Source organism: Huintestinicola butyrica (assembly GCF_025567215.1).
GTDB classification, from domain to species: domain Bacteria; phylum Bacillota; class Clostridia; order Oscillospirales; family Ruminococcaceae; genus Huintestinicola; species Huintestinicola butyrica.
The window spans coordinates 69,414-89,333 of sequence record NZ_JAOQKB010000006.1 but is presented as its reverse complement, the minus strand read 5'-3'; the positions used below and the strand labels follow the sequence as shown (position 1 = coordinate 89,333).

The 19,920-nt window shown below is 47.1% G+C and carries 21 protein-coding genes and 1 other annotated feature; of the genes, 11 read left to right on the top strand and 10 right to left on the bottom strand.

The annotated features are described in order from the left end of the window. Positions 1–324: 324 nt before the first annotated feature. The 8 genes from OCV68_RS08210 to OCV68_RS08175 all read left to right on the top strand — a co-directional run bounded on the left by OCV68_RS08210 (position 325) and on the right by OCV68_RS08175 (position 9,559). On the top strand, positions 325–1,707 hold the full coding sequence (locus OCV68_RS08210) for an MATE family efflux transporter (RefSeq protein ID WP_262572001.1): 1,383 nt from the start codon (positions 325–327) through the stop codon (positions 1,705–1,707). A 52-nt stretch (positions 1,708–1,759) separates the two neighbouring features. Beyond that, positions 1,760–1,972, top strand: a binding site (T-box leader). A gap of 62 nt (positions 1,973–2,034) precedes the next feature. Continuing rightward, positions 2,035–4,656, top strand: coding sequence for a valine--tRNA ligase (locus OCV68_RS08205; RefSeq protein ID WP_262572000.1), 2,622 nt, complete (start codon positions 2,035–2,037; stop codon positions 4,654–4,656). A 163-nt stretch (positions 4,657–4,819) separates the two neighbouring features. After that, the gene (locus tag OCV68_RS08200) at positions 4,820–5,293 is read left to right on the top strand and encodes an AAA family ATPase (RefSeq protein ID WP_262571999.1); all 474 of its coding nucleotides are present in this window, start codon (positions 4,820–4,822) and stop codon (positions 5,291–5,293) included. A 12-nt stretch (positions 5,294–5,305) separates the two neighbouring features. Next, positions 5,306–5,839, top strand: a complete 534-nt coding sequence (locus tag OCV68_RS08195) for a GNAT family N-acetyltransferase (RefSeq protein WP_262571998.1) — start codon at positions 5,306–5,308, stop codon at positions 5,837–5,839. A gap of 240 nt (positions 5,840–6,079) precedes the next feature. Next, positions 6,080–6,796, top strand: coding sequence for a DUF6796 family protein (locus tag OCV68_RS08190; RefSeq protein ID WP_262571997.1), 717 nt, complete (start codon positions 6,080–6,082; stop codon positions 6,794–6,796). 4 nt (positions 6,797–6,800) lie between these two features. Next, positions 6,801–7,253 carry a pyridoxamine 5'-phosphate oxidase family protein gene (locus tag OCV68_RS08185; RefSeq protein WP_262571996.1) on the top strand — a complete coding sequence of 151 codons (453 nt, stop codon included), beginning with the start codon at positions 6,801–6,803 and terminating at the stop codon, positions 7,251–7,253. Between the two features lie 114 nt (positions 7,254–7,367). After that, positions 7,368–8,291 (top strand): hypothetical protein, encoded by a 924-nt coding sequence (locus OCV68_RS08180; RefSeq protein WP_262571995.1) that lies wholly within the window; start codon positions 7,368–7,370, stop codon positions 8,289–8,291. Positions 8,292–8,311: 20 nt separating this feature from the next. Beyond that, entirely contained in the window at positions 8,312–9,559 is a 1,248-nt protein-coding gene (locus tag OCV68_RS08175; protein ID WP_262571994.1) for a bifunctional folylpolyglutamate synthase/dihydrofolate synthase, read from the top strand. Between the two features lie 56 nt (positions 9,560–9,615). On the opposite strand, the gene OCV68_RS08170 is transcribed toward OCV68_RS08175, so the two are convergent. From OCV68_RS08170 to OCV68_RS08130, 9 genes are read right to left on the bottom strand one after another with little or no spacing between them, the layout of a single operon-like run. Continuing rightward, positions 9,616–10,413, bottom strand: coding sequence for an RnfABCDGE type electron transport complex subunit B (locus OCV68_RS08170; RefSeq protein ID WP_022475968.1), 798 nt, complete (start codon positions 10,411–10,413; stop codon positions 9,616–9,618). Positions 10,414–10,428: 15 nt separating this feature from the next. Continuing rightward, positions 10,429–11,019 carry an electron transport complex protein RnfA gene (locus OCV68_RS08165; protein WP_022475969.1) on the bottom strand — a complete coding sequence of 197 codons (591 nt, stop codon included), beginning with the start codon at positions 11,017–11,019 and terminating at the stop codon, positions 10,429–10,431. Next, on the bottom strand, positions 11,019–11,684 hold the full coding sequence (gene rsxE, locus OCV68_RS08160) for an electron transport complex subunit RsxE (protein ID WP_262571993.1): 666 nt from the start codon (positions 11,682–11,684) through the stop codon (positions 11,019–11,021). The genes OCV68_RS08165 and rsxE overlap by 1 nt, the downstream gene beginning before the upstream one ends. Continuing rightward, positions 11,677–12,219 carry an FMN-binding protein gene (locus OCV68_RS08155; RefSeq protein WP_262571992.1) on the bottom strand — a complete coding sequence of 181 codons (543 nt, stop codon included), beginning with the start codon at positions 12,217–12,219 and terminating at the stop codon, positions 11,677–11,679. The genes rsxE and OCV68_RS08155 overlap by 8 nt, the downstream gene beginning before the upstream one ends. Further along, on the bottom strand, positions 12,216–13,205 hold the full coding sequence (locus OCV68_RS08150) for an RnfABCDGE type electron transport complex subunit D (RefSeq protein WP_262571991.1): 990 nt from the start codon (positions 13,203–13,205) through the stop codon (positions 12,216–12,218). Before OCV68_RS08150 ends, OCV68_RS08155 begins: the two co-directional genes overlap by 4 nt. Then, positions 13,165–14,475: an electron transport complex subunit RsxC gene (gene rsxC, locus OCV68_RS08145; protein WP_262571990.1), complete on the bottom strand. Its 1,311-nt coding sequence runs from the start codon at positions 14,473–14,475 to the stop codon at positions 13,165–13,167. The genes OCV68_RS08150 and rsxC overlap by 41 nt, the downstream gene beginning before the upstream one ends. Continuing rightward, positions 14,476–14,979 (bottom strand): Gx transporter family protein, encoded by a 504-nt coding sequence (locus OCV68_RS08140; protein WP_262571989.1) that lies wholly within the window; start codon positions 14,977–14,979, stop codon positions 14,476–14,478. Further along, positions 14,969–15,310 (bottom strand): NusG domain II-containing protein, encoded by a 342-nt coding sequence (locus OCV68_RS08135; RefSeq protein WP_178086046.1) that lies wholly within the window; start codon positions 15,308–15,310, stop codon positions 14,969–14,971. The genes OCV68_RS08140 and OCV68_RS08135 overlap by 11 nt, the downstream gene beginning before the upstream one ends. A gap of 11 nt (positions 15,311–15,321) precedes the next feature. Next, positions 15,322–16,323, bottom strand: a complete 1,002-nt coding sequence (locus OCV68_RS08130) for an FAD:protein FMN transferase (RefSeq protein ID WP_262571988.1) — start codon at positions 16,321–16,323, stop codon at positions 15,322–15,324. Between the two features lie 347 nt (positions 16,324–16,670). Between OCV68_RS08130 and OCV68_RS08125 the strand changes: the two genes are divergently transcribed. Beyond that, on the top strand, positions 16,671–17,129 hold the full coding sequence (locus OCV68_RS08125; RefSeq protein ID WP_262571987.1) for a DUF6465 family protein: 459 nt from the start codon (positions 16,671–16,673) through the stop codon (positions 17,127–17,129). Between the two features lie 196 nt (positions 17,130–17,325). Further along, positions 17,326–18,039, top strand: coding sequence for a DUF4358 domain-containing protein (locus tag OCV68_RS08120; protein ID WP_022475978.1), 714 nt, complete (start codon positions 17,326–17,328; stop codon positions 18,037–18,039). A gap of 43 nt (positions 18,040–18,082) precedes the next feature. On the opposite strand, the gene OCV68_RS08115 is transcribed toward OCV68_RS08120, so the two are convergent. Continuing rightward, the gene (locus tag OCV68_RS08115) at positions 18,083–18,535 is read right to left on the bottom strand and encodes a hypothetical protein (RefSeq protein WP_262571986.1); all 453 of its coding nucleotides are present in this window, start codon (positions 18,533–18,535) and stop codon (positions 18,083–18,085) included. A 222-nt stretch (positions 18,536–18,757) separates the two neighbouring features. Between OCV68_RS08115 and OCV68_RS08110 the strand changes: the two genes are divergently transcribed. Next, positions 18,758–19,858, top strand: coding sequence for a D-alanyl-D-alanine carboxypeptidase family protein (locus OCV68_RS08110; RefSeq protein WP_262571985.1), 1,101 nt, complete (start codon positions 18,758–18,760; stop codon positions 19,856–19,858). Positions 19,859–19,920: the final 62 nt, after the last annotated feature.

Sequence of the window (19,920 nt, the reverse complement as noted above, 5' to 3'; positions counted from 1 at the left end):
CTCAAAAAACTCAGGCCGGCAAATAAATTTGTACAAAAGTCGCTTTGACATCACAAACGCAAAAGAGTATAATTATTAAATAAGATGTGCAGCTAAAGAACGTAAGTCCGATCTTACTTCTTTAGCTGCACTTTTTTTAGAACCTGTCTTCATAAGAAATGTGTGCGGATTTTCGAGCATAATTTTGTTGCAGAGTAGGCAAAAATCCGCAGGCGGGCTTTCGCCCGGCAAGGATTTTTAACGCAGTCTGCGGCAAAATTTGCCGAAAAGACGTGCGCATATGCTTGTGAAGACGGGTTCTTATTTATTCTAAGGAGTGTATTTATGGAACAGGTCAGAAAAACGGACAAAATGAAAGAAATGCCCGTAAATAAGCTTATGCTTGCAATGGGAATACCAATAGTTTTGTCTATGATATTGCAGGCAGTTTATAACATAGTTGACAGCGCATTTGTATCCAACATGGCAGAGTACGGCGAGGACGCACTCAATGCGCTTACCCTTGCTTTTCCCATGCAGATGCTTATGGTGGCAGTTTCTATCGGAACAGGCGTGGGCGTCAATGCGCTCGTCTCAAAATGCCTTGGCATGGGCGAAAAGGAAAAGGCAGGCAAGGCTGCGGGAAATGCGGTTTTTCTTGGCATCGTAATATCTCTGATGTTTATCATCTTCGGTCTGTTTGGAACGAATATCTACATTTCCAGCCAGACAAGCGACCCGCTCATATCGGAAATGGCAAACGAGTATCTTGGCATATGCTGCGTGTTCTCATTCGGCATAATATTTTTCTCAGTTTTTGAAAAGCTTCTGCAGGCAGGCGGACACTCGGGCTTTTCGACCATTGCACAGATAATAGGCGCTGTGGCGAATATTATCCTTGACCCTATTCTTATATACGGACTTCTGGGTTTCCCCGAAATGGGCGTAAAGGGTGCGGCATATGCAACCGTTATCGGTCAGATACTTTCATTTGTAACAGGACTTATCTTCCACCTGAAATTCAACGTGAACGTAAAAATAAAGCTCAGCTGCATAAAGCCGTCAGGAAAAACTATCGGCGAGATCTATGCCATAGGTCTGCCTGCCATAATAGCTCAGGCGCTCATGTCAGTAATGACCTACGGACTGAACCTTGTGCTTGGCGGCATAAGCACCGCAATGGTAACGGCATACGGACTTTACTACAAGATACAGCAGGTAATGCTTTTCGTGGCTTTCGGCATACGTGATGCCATAACCCCAATCGTTTCCTACAGCTACGGCATGGGCAGCAAACAGCGCATAATCAGCGGAATAAAATGCGGTCATCTTTACACCGCAATAATGATGCTTGTCGGACTTGCGGCAGCAGAGATATTTGCAGCACCGTTTTCGGCTGTGTTCGGACTTTCGGGAGAAACATCGGAGCTTTGCATAAGCGCCATGAGGATAGTTTCCCTGAGCTTTTTGTTTGCAGGTGCAAACATAGCCTTTCAGGGTATCTTTCAGGCACTGGGAGGCGGAATAGAATCGCTGATAGTCTCCGTTTGCAGGCAGCTTGTGTTCATATTCCCATTTGCATGGATATTTGCGGCAATAGCAAAAATCTCCCCCGAGCTTTGCTATACGGTATGGTTCACATTCCCCATTGCCGAGATACTTTCTGCCGTGATATCGGTGATACTTTTCAAAAGGCTTTACAATAAAAAGATAAAGACAATGGAATAAAGAGAAAAAATCCCTTGACAAATCCCCTGCCCCATGCTATAATTTTCATTAAGCAAATGCTGTGATGAGGAGGAGTATGCCTATCTCCCGCATTCAGAGAAAAGACGGTCGGTGCAAGTCTTTATGCGGTGTATGCAGAAGTAGCCTCGGAGCTTCGCAGGTGAACTTTTAAAGTAGTCTGCGGCGGATATTCCCCGTTACGGAATAATGAGTGCGCTGTGACCCAGCGAATTCAGGTGGTACCACGGATATCTCCGTCCTGAAGCCAATAATCGGCTTCGGGGCGTTTTTTTATGCCGAAATGCCGATACGAAAGGAAAGAAGAAAATGAAAAAAGAACTGTCAAAGGTTTATGACCCTAAGGAATTTGAAGACAGGATCTACAAATTCTGGATGGACAACGGCTGCTTCCGTGCAGAAGTTGATTCAAAGAAAAAGCCCTATACTATCGTTATTCCCCCTCCAAACATAACAGGTCAGCTCCACATGGGACATGCCCTTGATGAAACTCTCCAGGATATCCTTATCCGCTGGAAGAGAATGTCAGGCTACAGCGCTCTGTGGCTCCCCGGAACAGACCACGCCGCTATCGCTACCGAGGCAAAGATAGTTGCCGCTATGCGTGAAGAAGGCATCACCAAGGAAGATCTCGGCAGAGAGGGCTTCATGGAGCGTGCTTGGAAGTGGAAGGAAAAGTACGGCGGACGCATAGTTGAGCAGCTCAAAAAGCTCGGCTCCTCCTGCGACTGGTCAAGAGAGCGCTTCACCATGGACGAGGGCTGTTCCAAGGCTGTAAAGGAAGTTTTCGTAAAATACTACGAAAAGGGTCTTATCTACAGAGGCGAGAGAATAGTAAACTGGTGCCCCCACTGCAAGACCACCCTTTCAGATGCGGAAGTTACCTACGAGGATCAGGCCGGCCATTTCTGGCACCTGAGATATCCTCTCAAGGACGGCAGCGGATATGTTGAGCTTGCTACCACCCGTCCCGAAACTCTGCTGGGCGATACCGCAGTTGCAGTAAACCCCAACGATGACCGTTACAAGGATATTGTCGGCAAGACACTTATCCTCCCTCTGGTAGGAAGAGAGATCCCAGTTGTTGCCGATGACTATGTTGACATGGAATTCGGTACAGGCGTTGTTAAGATAACCCCTGCCCATGACCCCAACGACTTTGAGGTGGGCAAGCGCCACGATCTGCCTATCATCAATGTTATGACCGATGATGCAAAGATAATCGCAGATTATCCCGACTATGCGGGCATGGACAGATACGAGGCAAGAAAGAAGATAGTTGAGGACCTTGACAAGGGCGGCTTCCTTGTAAGAGTTGAGGATCACGAGCACAATGTTGGAACCTGCTACCGCTGCGGCACTACTGTTGAGCCTAAGGTATCAACTCAGTGGTTCGTTAAGATGAAGCCTCTTGCACAGCCTGCTATCGACGCTGTAAAGAATGGCGAGACAAAGTTCGTTCCAGAGCGTTTTGACAAAATATATTATCACTGGCTTGAAAATATCCGTGACTGGTGCATCTCCCGTCAGATATGGTGGGGTCATCAGATACCCGCATTCTACTGCGACGACTGCGGCGAGATGGTCGTTACAAAGGAAAGCTCCGCAGTTTGCCCCAAGTGCGGCAAGCCTATGAGACAGGATCCCGACACTCTGGACACATGGTTCTCCTCCGCACTGTGGCCTTTCTCCACACTGGGTTGGCCCGACAACACTGAAGACCTTAAGTATTTCTATCCCACAAACACACTGGTAACAGGCTATGATATCATCTTCTTCTGGGTAATCAGAATGATGTTCAGCGGCATTGAGAATATGGGCAAGGCTCCTTTCAATACCGTTCTTATCCACGGTCTGGTAAGAGACTCTCAGGGCAGAAAGATGTCCAAGTCTCTGGGCAACGGCATCGACCCTCTGGAGGTCATCGACCAGTACGGCGCAGACGCTCTCCGCTTTATGCTTGCAACAGGCAATGCTCCCGGAAATGATATGCGCTACATCGAGGACAAGGTAAAGGCTTCCAGAAACTTTGCAAACAAGCTGTGGAACGCTTCCAGATTTATCATGATGAACCTGCCCGATGACTTCCAGCTCACAGGTCTCCCCGAAAATCTTGCAATGGAGGATAAGTGGGTAATAAGCAAGTTCAACACCCTTGCCAAGGAAGTAAACCAGAACCTCGAAGCATTTGAGCTGGGCGTTGCGTGTCAGAAGCTTTACGACTTTATCTGGGACGTTTACTGCGACTGGTACATTGAGCTGACAAAGCCCCGTATCCAGGCAGGCGGCGACAGCGCAGCTGCTGCTCAGACAGTTCTCGTTTGGGTAATGAAGGGAATGCTCAAGCTACTGCACCCCTTTATGCCTTTTATCACTGAGGAAATATGGTCTGCTATCGACGACAGCGACGTTCCCGTAATGCTTTCCGATTATCCCGTATTTGACGAAAAGCTGGTATTCACCGCTGAGGAAGAGGCTTTCGAGAAGATAATCGACGCTATCAAGGCAGTAAGAAACCGCCGTTCCGAAATGAACGTAGTTCCTTCTGTAAAGGCAAAGCTTTACATCGAAACTGCCGACGCAGATATCTTCAAGTCGGGCATCATCTTCTTTGAGAAGCTGGCTTCCGCTTCCTCTGTTGAGATAGGCGCAAGCTTTGATATTCCCGACTCCGTAACAGCCGTAACCCATTCCGCAAGAATTTTCATTCCCCTTGATGACCTTGTTGACAAGGAGAAGGAGCTTGCAAGACTTGCCAAGGAAAAGGCAGCTGTTCAGAAGGATATCGACTTCTCTCAGGGCAAGCTGAATAACCCCGGCTTTATGGCAAAGGCTCCCGAAAAGCAGGTCGAGGCTGAAAAGGCAAAGCTTGCCAAGGCTCTTGACAAGATGGCAAAGATAGAGCAGTCTATCGCTGCATTCTCCAAGTAATTATATAACTTCATTCTGCCGCTGGGAAATTCTTCCTATGCGGCAGTTTTTTATTGACATTTTATTACATAAATGATATAATATTTTTATAACAGAGCGTACACAAGATACTAAATGTAACAAAAACTGTCACAATATAAAGATGTAAAGAAAGGAGCCTGATATGCCAAAAGTAATAATGACCTGCGGCAAAATATGCAGCGGTAAAAGCACCTACGCACAAAAGCTTCGGCTTGAATACAGTGCCGTGATACTTTCCGTTGATGAGATAACCCTTGCACTTTTCGGTAATGAAGCGAGTGAAAAGCTGGACGATTACGTCTGTCGGGCAGAAAATTACCTTTATAACAAGTCCCTTGAAATAATTGAAACAGGTACAAATGTTATCCTTGACTGGGGCTTCTGGACGAAGAGCGAGCGTGAGCTTGCAAGGGATTTTTACAATTCACACGGCATAGAAAACGAGTTTCACTACATTAACATAACCGATGAAGAATGGCACAGGCGCATTGAAAAGCGAAACAGCGACATCAGTGCGGGCAGGCTGAACGCATATTATGTTGACAGCGGTCTGGCGGAAAAGTTCGGACGGATATTTGAGCCGCCCGCCACTGATGAAATTGATGTACTGACATAAAAAGGAGAACATATGAACGACGATATTATTTTCACCGAAACGGACAGGCTCATACTTCGCAGATTTAAAAAGAGCGACCTGAACGACCTTTATGAGTATGTTTCCGACCCTGACACGGTCAAATATGAGCCATATCCCCCGATGAGCATGAATGAAGCGACGGCAAGCCTGGATATAATGATGGATTCCGACGAAATGATAGCCGCCGAGCTGAAATCAGAGCACAAACTGATAGGAAGCCTTTATCTTGGCAAGCGTGAGTTTGAAACGGCAGAGCTGGGTTATCTGTTCAACAAGGCATACCGCCTAAACGGATACGCTCGGGAATGCTGTGCCGCCCTGATAAAAAAGTCCTTCGGCGAAGGTCTGCACAGAATATATGCCGAATGCGACACTATGAACACAGCCTCATGGAAGCTGCTTGAAGCGCTTGGCTTTATGCGTGAAGCTCACCTGCGGGAAAGCGTTTATTTCTCAAAGGACGAAAACGGCAGACCTATCTGGCGGGATACCTTTATTTACTCAAAGCTGAACTGCAAAAGGTAACCATAGACTTACAGCTATGCAGGCTGTAAACAGATTGCTCGGAAATTGTTCGCAAAGCGTTGACATATCTTTCCTGCTGTGATATAATAACCTTGCAAAAAGAAATGATAGTATAAAAGCTCTGCATTTTTGCAGGGCTTTTTTCGGACATAATAAAGCTTGGCGTTGTATAAAACATAATCAAATTTAACAGCTGCTCTCATGGGCGGCGGAATTTTTATTTCAAAGGAGAATTTTATTATGGGATATGTAAGCGAAAACAAGAGAAAAGCGTACCTGCTGGCTGGGTTTATCGGAATGTTTTTCTGCGGAATTGGCGACATACTGCTTTCATTCCGTGGCGAGGGCGAGCCTTACGCCATAAACGGAATGATGAGCATGAGCATCACAGAGGTACCAATGCTTTATTATCAGCTGTCATTTTTCATCGGCATTATTGCCATGATAGGCTACTTTTTGGGTTCAAGAGCCATGCTTTCCTACATAACAGACAGGCTGGACGGCAAGCCCTCAAAGCTCAGAAAGCTTTTCGGCTTTGGATCAGGAATGATGTCACTGGGAATTTTCGGCATACACAGCGTTTGCTGCATGGCTATCATGGGCTTTAAGGCAGCGGCTGACGCAGGACTTTCTCCCGAGCAGATAGATAAGTATTTCACACCCATACTGATCATGCCCTTTATAATAACCACAATATGGCAGACTGCGGCTGACCTTATGGTGGCAATAGCCTATATAGGACTGGTTTCAAAAAAGGTCATTGACATATCAAAGGCATGGATACTTTGCGGCCCTATTGTGCTGTATGTTATTTTCGGCGTTATCAAGACTGTTCTGAACGCTGTATGCAGCTCTCCCCTGCCTGCAAAAATGTTTTCTGGCGGCGAAACATGGGGTCTGTCATTTATGTTCTTAGCCGTGCTTATCTGCATCTCAAAAAACAAAGAAAAGGCGTGATATTGTGACAGAGCTTGGCAAAAAACTGGCGGAATTTTATCAAAACTTCGGCAAAGCAAAAAAGATGGTGCTTTCCACCTCGTCCGAGGGCAAAGTATCCTCCAGAATGATGAGCGTTGTGCTCATTGACGGCAGATTTTATTTTCAGACGGATATGAACATGAGAAAATATGCGCAGCTCAAAGCAAATCCCTGTGCGGCACTGTGCATCGACAATATCCAGATAGAGGGCATTTGCCGTGAAGTCGGCAGACCTCTTGAAAATGAAGCCTTCCGCAGTGCTTTTGAGGAATGTTATAAAGGCTCATTTGATCTGTATTCATCTATGGAAAGCGAGCGTGTTTTTGAGCTGTCTCCCGATTACATTGAGCGGTGGATATATATTGACGGCAAGCCATATACCGAGGTATTAGACATTGAAAAGGGCGGCTACAGTCTGACGGAATACAAGGTCTGACATGAGGAATATAACAGACGAACAGATAGAAAAAACATGTTGCATTGATGGCAATAAGCTTATCACAGGCTGGCGGAAGAGATGAAAATATATTGACAAAAAAGGGGTATTACAATGATAGAGATAACAAATGAAAAAATGGAAAAGCTTTACAAAATGCAGACAACGCTTGTCAAGTCCTACACCACTATCAGTGCGATAGTTATTTTTGTGGTGCTGGTAATAACAAGGCTGCTGCGTGCTGTGTCATCGGGCGACCATGCCGCACTCAGTGCTGTTTTCATGATTATCCTTGCGGCAGACGTTGTCGGATATTTCATCATAAGAAAGAAAGTTATTCCCGCTGGCTACGGCCCCAGCGTTATGGACGCATATAAAACCATGCAGAACGATTTCATCTCTGACCGCACTGTAGATCTGCTTTATCGGAAGATAGGCGAAGCAGGCAATTATGCCGATAAAACAAAGCTTACCCTGCTGCTCTGCGACACATATATGATGAGAGGACAGATCAACGAAGCCATAAGCCTGCTCAATTCCATTGACCGCTCCAGATTTGCGGAGTACCCCGAAGCGGGAATGAGCTTTTATGATGATACTCTCAGCCTTTACGACCTGATCGGTGATAACGAAAGCGTTATGAGGGCATATGAGGACGCTGTTCCCTTTATCGAGCATTGCTATGAGAAAAATTACCTCTGCTGCTCAACTGCGCTGAATATCGTTATCCTTAACGAAAAAGCAAGGGGCAATTACCGCAAGGCTCTTGACCTGAAGCTTATGAAAAATGAGTTTGAAAACAAGGTAAATACTTTCATCAAGTCGGAAGCTGTAAACAGCACCAAGCCCCTGAACAGGTATATTCACGGCGTTGTGTTCTGTGACACGGCAGAGCTTTTTTACCTCTGCGGAGATTACTTCAATGCAGGCAAATATCTTGACATCGGCGGCCCTATGCTGGCTGCCAGCCCTTACATGACAGAAAAAGCCAACGAGCTTTCGCAAAAAATAAAAGCCGCCCTTAACAGTCAGGCATAATAAAACAGGAGATGTTCCCTTTGAACGGCGAAATAGTAAATTTTCTTGATAAGTACACCAAATCGGGCACACCCGTTACCAGTCTCGCAAGGTTTGCCCTGCTTCTTGACAAGCTGGGAAATCCTCAGGACTACCTGAAATTTATCCACATTGCAGGCACTAACGGAAAAGGCTCGGCAACAAGAATGCTGGCAAATTCTCTTACGCTGGCGGGCTACAAAACGGGTGAGTTCACCTCCCCCTTTATTTACCGCTACAACGACAGGATAAAGATAAACGGCGAGGAGATACCCGACAATGAGCTTGCACGTCTCATTGACATCATAAAGCCCATACTTGAAAATGACAATGCAGGCTACTCCCAGTTTGAGATAACAAACGCTATTGCATTCATGTACTATGCTGAGCAGAAGTGCGATGTGGTCGTGCTTGAAACGGGAATGGGCGGTCTTTACGACAGTACAAACATTATCAGGGACAATATCTGCTCGGTGATAATGTCCATTTCCTTTGACCACACTGCCATTCTGGGCGACACTATTGAGAAGATAGCCTATCAGAAAGCAGGCATCATCAAGGACGGCTGCCCCGTTGTGCTTTATCCCGAAAATCCGCCGAAGGCTATTATGACAGTGAGAGATCAGGCGGAGGTACACGGTTCAAAGGTCATTATCCCCGAAACATCAAAGCTTGAAATAACTCATCTCGGCGCTGACGGCTGCGGATTTACCTACAAGGGCAGCAAATACACCACCGAAATGGCAGGAAAGCACCAGGTCTATAACGCCATAACCGCCATAGAAGCCGCTCAGATAGTGAAAAAACACTACCCACGGCTAACGGACGATATTCTTCACAAGGGAATCGCAACAGCAATAGTCCCCTCCCGCTGCCAGATAATCAGGCAAAAGTCCCCCATGGTTATAATAGACGGCGCACACAACCCCGACGGAATGAAAGCGCTTTCCGAATTTGTCGCCACACTCCCACAGTACCCCAAGATCATGATATGCGGCATGAGCGGCGACAAGGACTGGCAGAAGTCGCTGTCATACATCTCCCCTTACATCGACAAAGCATTCTGCATTGACGGCTTCTGTCCCAAAACAGTCTTTGCCCCAAAGCTTGCGGAATGCTTCAAGGAAGCCGAATGTGTCTCGCTGGCACAGGCATATCACAGGGCATATGTATGTGCAGGAGATACGGGACTGCTTATAATCGGCGGTTCACTTTATATCCCGTCTGCGCTGAAAAAATTCTCGAACTAAAAAACAGAGCCGTGTTTCTTACGAAATTCGGCTCTGTTTTTTATTATAATAAGGTCTTATTTATCCATATGGATAACATGAACCGGGCACTTTGCGGCGCATTTTCCGCAGGCGGTACATTTGCTGTAGTCAATGCGTGCAAGGTTGTCCGTTACGTGGATAGCGTCAAACTCGCACTGCTTTTCGCATATCTTGCAGCCGATACAGCCGCTGCTGCACACTGCCTTTACTGCCTTGCCCATATCGTGCGAGCTGCACATAACGTCAACAGCCTGACCGAACGGGCGCATATCAATGATATTGTTGGGACAGGCATCGGCACAAAGTCCGCAGCCCACACATTTTTCGGCAGTAACTTTTGCCAGTCCGTTTTCCACGTTGACAGCCCCATTGGGACAGACGCTTACGCAGTCGCCCAGACCGATACAGCCGTATTTGCAGCCCCACATTCCGCCGTAAAAGCGCTTTGCATTGGCACAGGTCTGCACGCCGTCAAAATCAAAGGTGTGCTTTTCGGTATCGCAGTCGCCCGAGCATCTTACAACGGCTATTTCCTTGGAAATTTCCATGGAAGCATCGCCGCCCATTATGTCGTTCACCTTGGCAGCCACCTTTGCTCCGCCGGGGCGGCAGAGGTTTGTGGGAGCGCCCTTTTCAACTATCGCCTTGGCATAATCGGAGCAGCCGCTGTAGCCGCAGGCTCCGCAGTTTATCTGAGGAAGCGCTTCGTTTACCTCTTCGGTTCGTGGGTCGGTCTTTACCTCAAAAAGCTTTGACACCACTGTAAGAAGAATTCCTGCCACAAGTCCCATAACAGCAAACATCAGCACGGGAAGAATATAAGTTTCAAACATTTTTTATCTCCTCCATCAGCCGAATATTCCCTCGACCATTCCCGAGAAGCTCATAAAGCTTACGGAAACTATCGAAGCTGCAATAAGCGTTGCGGGAACGCCCTTGAAAGTCTCAGGCACATCTGCCTTTTCAACTCTTGAACGCACTCCGCTGAATATGAGCAGTGCAAGAGTAAAGCCCAGACCTGCTCCCAGCGCATCAACAATGGACTGACCAAAGGTATAGCCGTTGTCGATATTGAGAATGGTCACGCCCAGAACTGCGCAGTTTGTGGTGATAAGGGGCAGATACACGCCCAGCGAATTGTAAAGTGCGGGCAGAACCTTTTTCATTATCATCTCGAGCAGCTGAACGAAAAGTGCGATTATCAGGATAAATGCTATTGTTTTAAGATATTCCAGTCCAAAGGGAGCAAGAAGAAGTGTGTAAATGGGGTATGTGCATATAGTGGCGCATATCATTACAAAAGTTACCGCCGCACCCATTCCCGCAGCGCTGTCAAGCTTTTTTGATACGCCGAGGAAGGGGCAGATGCCCATGAATTTTGAAAGGACAAAGTTGTCGGTGAGCATTGCGCTGAAAAGTATAACAAGCATCGCTTTCATTATACTTCCTCCTTTCCGCAGCCGCCGCAGGCAGAAGCATTAGGGCAGTTCCCGCAGCCTATCTTCTGAGGAGGCTTGCGGTTTGCCAGCTTGTTCACCAGTGCGATTATGCAGCCCAGAGCGAAAAATCCGCCTGCGGGCATGATGAAAATGGTCATAGGAGCCGGAAGATGAAGATCAATTCCCATCCACTGTCCTGCGCCAAGTATCTCACGGACAGAACCCATTGCAAAAAGTGCAAGTGTAAATCCCAGACCATTGCCCAGTCCGTCAAGGATAGAGGGAATAAGCTTGTTTTTAGAAGCAAACGCCTCAGCCCGTCCAAGGATAATGCAGTTAACGGTTATAAGCGAAAGGAACAGTCCCAGACTGTTGTACAGTGCGGGGATATAGCCTTTCATAAGAAATTCGATAAGCGTTACAAAGCCTGCGATTATAACGATGAACGAGGGCAGGCGCACCGCCTTGGGGATAACGTTTTTCAGCAGTGATATGACTGCATTGGAACAGACAAGTACAAATGTGGTGGCAAGTCCCATTCCAAGGCCGTTCTTTGCCATGGTAGTTACCGCAAGAGTGGGGCACATTCCAAGCAGAGTTACCAGCGTGGGATTTTCCTTGATGATGCCCTTTGTAAATTCGTGAAGATATTTATTTTCAGCCATTCTCACTCTCTCCCTTCATCTGAGAATATGCCTCAAGAGCGGTATTGACGGCGGCTTTCATTCCCTTTGAGGAATAAGTTGCGCCTGTAATGTTATCCACCTGATAATCTTCGGAGGATATGCCCTTGAATTTATCGAGGAAATCCTTGTTCTGCACCTTTGTGCCGAGACTCGGAGTTTCTCCGATGGAGATGACCGAAATGCCGCATATGCTTCCGCTTTCGTCAAAGCCGATAAGCAGGTGAAGTCCGCCCTTTGAATAGCCGTCAGCGGTTATCTCAAAGGCAGTGCCGCTGCCGTTTGTGATGACCGAGGTAACGCCGTCATAGGTCTTGACAGTTCCGTCATCGTTCATCAGCATATCAAAGCCGTCTGAACCGCCGTATATCTCCGTAAGTCCCGAAGCCAGTTCGTCGGTGATAACGCCTGTGGTATCAACATATGTTATGTTATACGCCGCAACAAGCAGTGCTGAGGTTATCACGCAGATAAGAGTAAGCACCAGAGGAGGCATTATCTTTTCTTTCATACTCATTTTGAAGCCTCCTTTTCGGGAGCCTTTGCGCCTACAGGCTTTGTCTCGCAGAGACGGTCAATGTAGGGAACGAGAAGGTTCATCAGCAGTATTGAGAATGAAACTCCCTCGGGGTAGTTGCCGAATTTTCTTATGGCAAAGGTGATAAGTCCGCAGCCTATGCCGAAGATGATCTTGCCCTTTCCCGTAAGAGGAGTGGTGGCATAATCCGTTGCCATGAAGAATGCACCGATGATAAGTCCGCCGGAAAGAACGGCATATATGGGGTCATCGCCTGCAATGAGCGTCAGCAGGAAAACCGTTCCGATGAACGCCACAGGCGCATGAGGTGTGATTATCCTTGCGGCAATAAGATAAATTCCGCCTGCTATAAGCGCAATGGCACAGGTCTCGCCGATACAGCCGCCTGTGGTGCCAAGCAGAAGCGAAAGATAATCAGCGTCCTTTGAAACAAGAGGCGTTGCGCCTGTAACCACATCTGCACCGTTAAGATAATAAAAAGGCTTGCACCATGTTGACATACTTGCGGTGAATGAGAGCATAAGCACTATTCTTCCCACAATGGCAGGATTTGCAAAGTTCTGACCTATTCCGCCGAAAAGCTGCTTTGCAATGCCTATGGCAACAAAGGAGCCGATAACGCCGTACAGCGGATTTATTGTGGGCGGCAGGTTCATTCCCAGCAGCATTCCCGTTACCACTGCCGACATGTCGGAAATGGTCTGGGGGCGCTTCATCATTCGCCTGAGAATATACTCAAAAAATACGCATGAGGCGATACAGACCGCAAGGTTTATAAACGCCATGTATCCGAAAATTATCACTCCCGCAATGCAGGCAGGTGTCAGCGCAATTATCACACGGAGCATTATTTTGCGTGTGCTGACATTGTCATGAATGTGGGGTGAGGGTGTTACTGTAAGTTCCACACTATCATATCCTTTCTCACTTTTTAGCGGAAGACTTTTTGTCAGTCTTTGCCACATACGCCTTGGCAAGCTGATTTTTCTCGGCAAGCCGCCTGCCTGCGGGGCACACATATGAGCAGCAGCCGCAGTTTATGCAAAGGTTGATCTTGAGCCGTTTAAGCTCTGCCGAGTCTCCTCTGTCGTATGCGCTTTCAAGGGAAACGGGCATAAGATCGACAGGACAGGCTCTTATACATCTTCCGCAGCGGATACATGATGTGGTCTTGTGCTCATCGGGCTTTGTGAATGCAAGAATAGCATTGTTGACCTTGATAAGCGGCTGATTTTCATCGGCAAGGGAAAGACCCATCATGGGGCCGCCGTAAAGTATCTCGCCGATATTGTCAGCACCGCAGAAAGAAAGTATCTCGGAAGCGGGAGTGCCTATTGCCGCACGGTAATTTCCACGCTTGTCCCCTACAGCGCTGCCGTCAACGGTGATCCGCTTGGAAACAAGGGGCATACCCGTTCTGATGTACCGCATAAGGAAGCCCACTGTGGATACGTTCATAACGATAACGCCCTGATTTGAGGGCAGCTCACCCTCGGCAACAGTCCTGCCTGTGGTGGAATATATAAGCACCTTTTCAGCGCCCTGAGGATATGTTGACGGAAGTGACACCACCTCTGCGCCGCTGATATCCGCAGTGCGTTTTTTCATTTCTTCAATAGCCTTGGGCTTATTTTCTTCAATGCCTATTTTGCAGTTTGGTATATCGAGTATCTTCATAATGAATCTGATACCATCGGTCACGTCCTCACTGTTTTCCATAAACTCACGGTAATCGGAGGTGATGTACGGCTCACACTCGGCTCCGTTGATAACAAGAGTATCAATGGGCGTTTTGGCAGGGTCGAAGCCAAGCTTTACGTGAGTGGGAAAGCCTGCACCGCCAAGTCCGCAGCAGCCGCTTTCCCTTACAGCAGCAAGAAAGCTTTTGCGGTCGGTTATTATGGGAGGCTTTACATCGGGACAGACTGTCTGCAAACCGTCAGTTTCAATGACAGCAGCCTTACAGGTTCCGCCGTTTGATGTGCGGTAATCGATCACATCTGTGACCTTTCCCGAAGCGGGCGAATGAACGGGAACGGACATAAACTTGTCCGAATCGCCAATCTTCATACCCATTGTGACCGTGTCGCCCTTTTTCACAAGGCAATCGCAGGGAGCACCCATTGACTGTGACATAGGCACTGTAAGCACCTTTGAAAGAGGCAGGTTCACAGTAGCCTCATTCTCGGTCGCTTTCAGATGAGGGAGCTTTACTCCCCCTGTTTTTCTGAGCATTTATTTAACCACCTTTCTATCATCAAGAAACCCTTGCAGAGCCTGAAGCACCGTTCCGGTAAGGAAGCCTGTAAATATGGAAACAGGCATTAGCACAACGACATAAGCAAGAGTATAAACGCTTCCCGTAAGCACGCAGGCAGCTGCCAGCTGCCCCAGAGTGTGGCACATGGCTGCGATTATGCAGGAAAACTTGCAGGAGCGTTTCATTATTATCATAAGAACGGCAGCAGCCGCAAACGCAAGCAGACCGCCGCTCAGTGACATTACAGCTGCGGAAACTCCCCTTGTGAGGAAAACAAAACCCGAGCGCAGCAGGGTCATCAGCAGCCCTGAGACTATGCCGTATCTTATCATAACTGCGATAATGGCGATATTTGCAAGCCCCAGCCTTATCCCGGGAATGGGAAAGGCTGCCGATATACAGCTGTCGGCAAAGGAAAGCACTGCGGTAAGTGCAAGGGCAATGCCCATAAAAGCCGCATATTTTGCTTTACTTTTCATCTGTGCCCTCCACTGTAACTATTACCCTGTTGGGCATACACACAGCCGACATTCCCTCGTGGCTAACAAGACCTGTTTTAACGCATATCTTGTCGGGGCAGTCGGAGGACTTTACACGAACGCCGCCGTCAGCTATCTCAAACTCCATATTCGGTATCTGAGGGACGGTGAATGTGCCCTCGTCGCTGAGACTTTTTTTCATAACAGTTTCGCCGTCAAGAGAAATGACAGCATAGCTGCCGCTTTTTTTCGGAATAAAAACAAAAATCACGGAACATACGAGACAGACTGCCGCAACAGCAAAAATTATTATTTTTTCCCTTCTGCTCATATTTCCTCCTGTCATTTGACGATATCCACGCTGCCGTATGATGTGACGTTTCCGCTGTTATCTATGGTAATGATGCCGTAATCTTCAAAGCTTTCGCCGCATATCTCGGCATAGTGTTCTGCATTTTCCGTGCCGCCGATATATATAAGCGTGGAAAGCAGATCGGACACAAGACCACTGCCGCTTTCGCAGGGAAGTATCACTGTTGCGGAAGCAATATCGGTCTCGGCAGGATAGCCTGTACGGATATCCATAATATGCGTATATTTCCTGCCGTTATCCTCAAAATACCGCTCATACCCGCCTGCCGTGGAGATAAACGAGCTGCCGCATGGAAATTCAAGAGCGGTTCCTCCGTTAATGGGATCTACCACCGCAGCTGTGAAATCTCTGCCCTCTCTGCTCCACATAAGAGAGGACGAACCTGTGGAGAAAATTATCTCATCGGCTTTTTCATCGGACAATGCGGCTTCAAGAAGCCTGTCGCAGGCATATCCCTTTGCGCCTGCCCCCAGATCAAGGAGCGAGCCTTCGGGAATAGCGCCGTCATAATCGACGGAAGAATTTACATTCTCCAAAGCTGCGGAGATCTCCGTCTCAGTGGGAACATACGGCGCATCGGAGGAAATGTTCCACAGCAATGTAAGACTGCCGCAGAAAGGGGTTATCCCCTCGCCGAATTTCTCCTCAAAGCTTTTGTATCCGTTAAGCATATTTCCAATATCGGGATATTTTTCAGGAGAAAATTTTTCGCCGTGATCTATCTTATAAACTGCGGAATTTTCATCATATGCGGAGGCGATTTTGTCCAGCTCCGAAACGATACTTTTGCAGCTTTCCGAAAGGCTTCCGTCAGAAGAAACAGTCTTGCAGGTAACGGCGGTATCGAAGTAAAATCCGCTGAATGTATATTCGGCGTTTTTATCCGAAACGGCATACCTTACCGCCGTGATAACAGCCGCCGCTGCGGTAAGCGATATGACAGCGGATAATATCTTTTTTGTTGATGACATTGCTCCTCCAAATAATCAAAAAAATAAAAAAGGGTACAATATTCCAAGGAAAAAAATCACCCCGAATATAGCACCCTTGCTGTATTTTCTGACATTAGAATTATACCACAGAAGGCGTAAAAAGTCAACACAGGTCATGTAAATTTTTTGACCAATTATGGCTTCAAATGGCGGATAAAGCGTTTCACAGTGCATTTTTACAGCTGTTTATAACAATTAAGGCATTTCATTGCCGAAATAAATTGTAAATATACACATATTTTTTCCGCAAAAATGCAAAACGTTTGACAAAGCCAAATGCCTGTGATATAATGAAGAAAACGTATAATTATTGGAGGTATGCTGTTATGGCAAACAAAAAAGTCAATAAATTTGCAAACACTAACACTGTAAAAACCACCGAAAATAAATCCGCAGAAACCGTTGTACCCGCTGCCGCTCCTGTTGAAGCAAAGGCTGCTGCTCCCGAGGTAAAGGCTCCCGTTGAGGCTAAGGCTGAAGTAAAGACCGAGGCTGAAAAGGAAGAGAAGAAGCCCGCTGCTAAGAAGGCTCCTGCAAAGAAGGAAGAAGCTCCTGCTGAAAAGGCTGTCAAGAAGGCTCCCGAAAAGGATACCGCAAAGCTCTTCATCGAATTCGGCGGAAACAAGTTTGCTGCTGATGAGATCGTTGAAAAGTGCAAGGCTGCTTACAAGGCTGACAACTCCAGAAAGCAGGTTCGCTCCATCGAAGTTTATGTTAAGCCCGAGGACAACAAGGCTTACTATGTTGTTAACGGCAAGGCTGACGGTCTGTACATCGACCTTTGATTTTGCTAAAACATAACGGGGGCGCTTTCATAATGAAAGCGCCCTTTTACTTTGTATCAAACATACTGATTACAAAAGGTAACGAAAAAAACAACATTTGCCCGTAAAGGTTGATTATCTTCCGACTATCTGATATAATCATCTTGCTGCAGAAAAATGCAGCACGGCAAAGTTTGATTTTGAAAGGAAAATTACTATGAATAAGAAGATCGCAATGATTTTTACGCTTCTTGCTGTTACATCAATGACACTTACTGCCTGCGGAGGAAATGACAATACACAGGCATCTGATACCAGTGCCGACACTACCGTGACTACTCCTGTCGAAAGCACCCCTGACGAAACAGAGGACTCCGAGGCTTCATGGATAGTTTCCGAGGCCGACACCAATGTATCTCTCCCCGAAGGCGAAGCTGTAAAGCCCGATGACGGTCAGCCGGCAGAAGATGACAGCGCATTCGGCGTTGACCCCGACGACAACGCTGAAACAACCGTTCCCGAGACCTTTGAGAACACTACAAATTCCCTCAAGCCCATTATCGAAAAGATAACAAGCGAAAGCGAATGGCCCGCTCTCGATATGGTAACTGACCCCACTATTCTCAGCGAATACTTCCTGCTTGACGCTTCCAACGAGAATTACAAGGAAATGATCGTTATGCAGTGCCCCATCAGCGCAGTTATGAGCGAGATAATCATTATTCAGGCAGATGATGTTGATGCTGCTGCGGAAGACCTGAAGGCACGTCAGCAAAAGGCTATTGACCAGGACGCATGGTATCCCGATGATATCGACATGGCTAACAACTCTATCGTAGGTACCTGCGGAGACTATGCTTACTTTATCATCGGCTCCGAGGCTGAGACCGCTGAAAAGATAATCAACGACTACGTTACAAACAACGGCTGATAAACAAGCTCTGCTGCGGACAGAAATGTCCGCAGTATTTTTATTACAGCTCAGGGATCTCGTTTATGATAATGCCAAGTATCCTGCCCGTAAGCTCAGCTATGAAATTAACGTTCTCAATGGCGTTTTTGTTTGCTTCATAGTATGAGGGACGGCGCTTTTTCAGGCGGGCAAGGTCAGTCATGCTGATATTAAGCCCACGGTATTTACGGGAGCCGAAAGAGATATCAAATATATCCCCGTCAAAGCTGCCATTTTCAAGCTTGTGCGGAATGTCATCAAGGCGGGCATTATTTTCGGAAATGATACTGCCTATCTCTGCCGCCGCATTGGGAGACAGGTCAAAGTGCCTGCACGACTCGGTTATTTTGCAGAATTTGTACTCCATATACTCCACATCGCCGCCGTCAGTCAGCGTGAGTGCAAAGCCGCCGTCGCTGTCTCCGCAGCAGCCGTATGAGGGTGTGACCGAATAACGGAAGATAACATTTGCCATATTGCTCATCCTTTCTGTTTCTTTGTGATAATTATATCATATGATGTGGGCGAAAAATCGGACAGATAACATTATTCGGCATAATATGACCCCAAAGGACTTACAGATGTGCAAAACAGTCTGAAAATTAGTGAAAAATGCCTATTGATATCAATGCGCAGGATATGGTAAAATATTTTACATAAACGCTTAGAAAAAGAGAGCTGAAAGGATACATATAAAATGAGACAAATTTCCGGCAAAAGACCAACCGGTGCGGCTGCCGCCAAAAGGCAGAAGGTATTGAAGGCAAGGCTCACTCTGCTGGGACTGCTTGTACTTGCAGCAGGCGGAATATGGCTGCTGGCTTCCGCACTTTCACAGATAAAGACTGTTACCGAGCTTACGGTTGACGCCTCGGAATATCAGGTGCTTGCGGCGCTCCCCACTCAGAGCGAGATAGATCAGGCTCAGCGTGAGGAAGAGATGAAGATTGAAAATGAGATCTTCGAGCAGAAAGACAGCTACCCCATAGATATGATAATCCAGACCCCCTACTGCGTTATGTACGACGTTCAGGGCCGTCAGGTGCTTTACTCCAAGAATGCTGAGGAAAAGGCATATCCTGCCAGCACCACAAAGATAATGACCGCTTCCATAATGATGGAATACACCGACAAGGACACTGTATTCACTGCAGGAGATGAGCAGTCACTGGTACAGCCCGGCTCCAGTCTTGCATATCTCAATGTGGGCAGTCAGCTTGACAGAGAGATGATGCTGGACGCAATAATGCTCCCCTCGGGAAATGACGCTTCTTACTGCGCCGCTGCCGTTACGGGCAGGATGATCGCAGGCGATGAAGCTCTCCCCGCAGAGGAGGCTGTGAATGTGTTCGTCAACAAGATGAACGAAAAGGCAAAGGAGATAGGCTGCAAGAACACAAACTTCACCTGTCCCGACGGCTTCCACAACGATAACCATTACACTACTGCAATGGATCTGCTGAGGATAACCCTTTATTCCCAGGATTATCCCGAGATAGCAGCTTCGGGAAAAAAGACCTACCGTGAAGTTGAATTTCTCTCAGGCGAATACATTTACTGGAACAACTCGAACAAGCTTATCCAGCCTGACAGCGATGACTATTACACCTATGCTACAGGACTTAAAACAGGCATGACCGATTATTCGGGACACTGCGTTGTTGCCACCGCTGAGCGCTTCGGCCACGAGCTTATAATCGTGTGTCTTGGAAGCGAGAGCGCAGCTATCAGATGGAACGACACAAGGGCTCTTTTTGATGCAGGCTTTGCTTATATCCGTGACAGCGACAACGGATAAACCTATGACCGTGATACCGTCTTGGCATCACGGTCATTTTTATTTTAAGATTATATATCAAT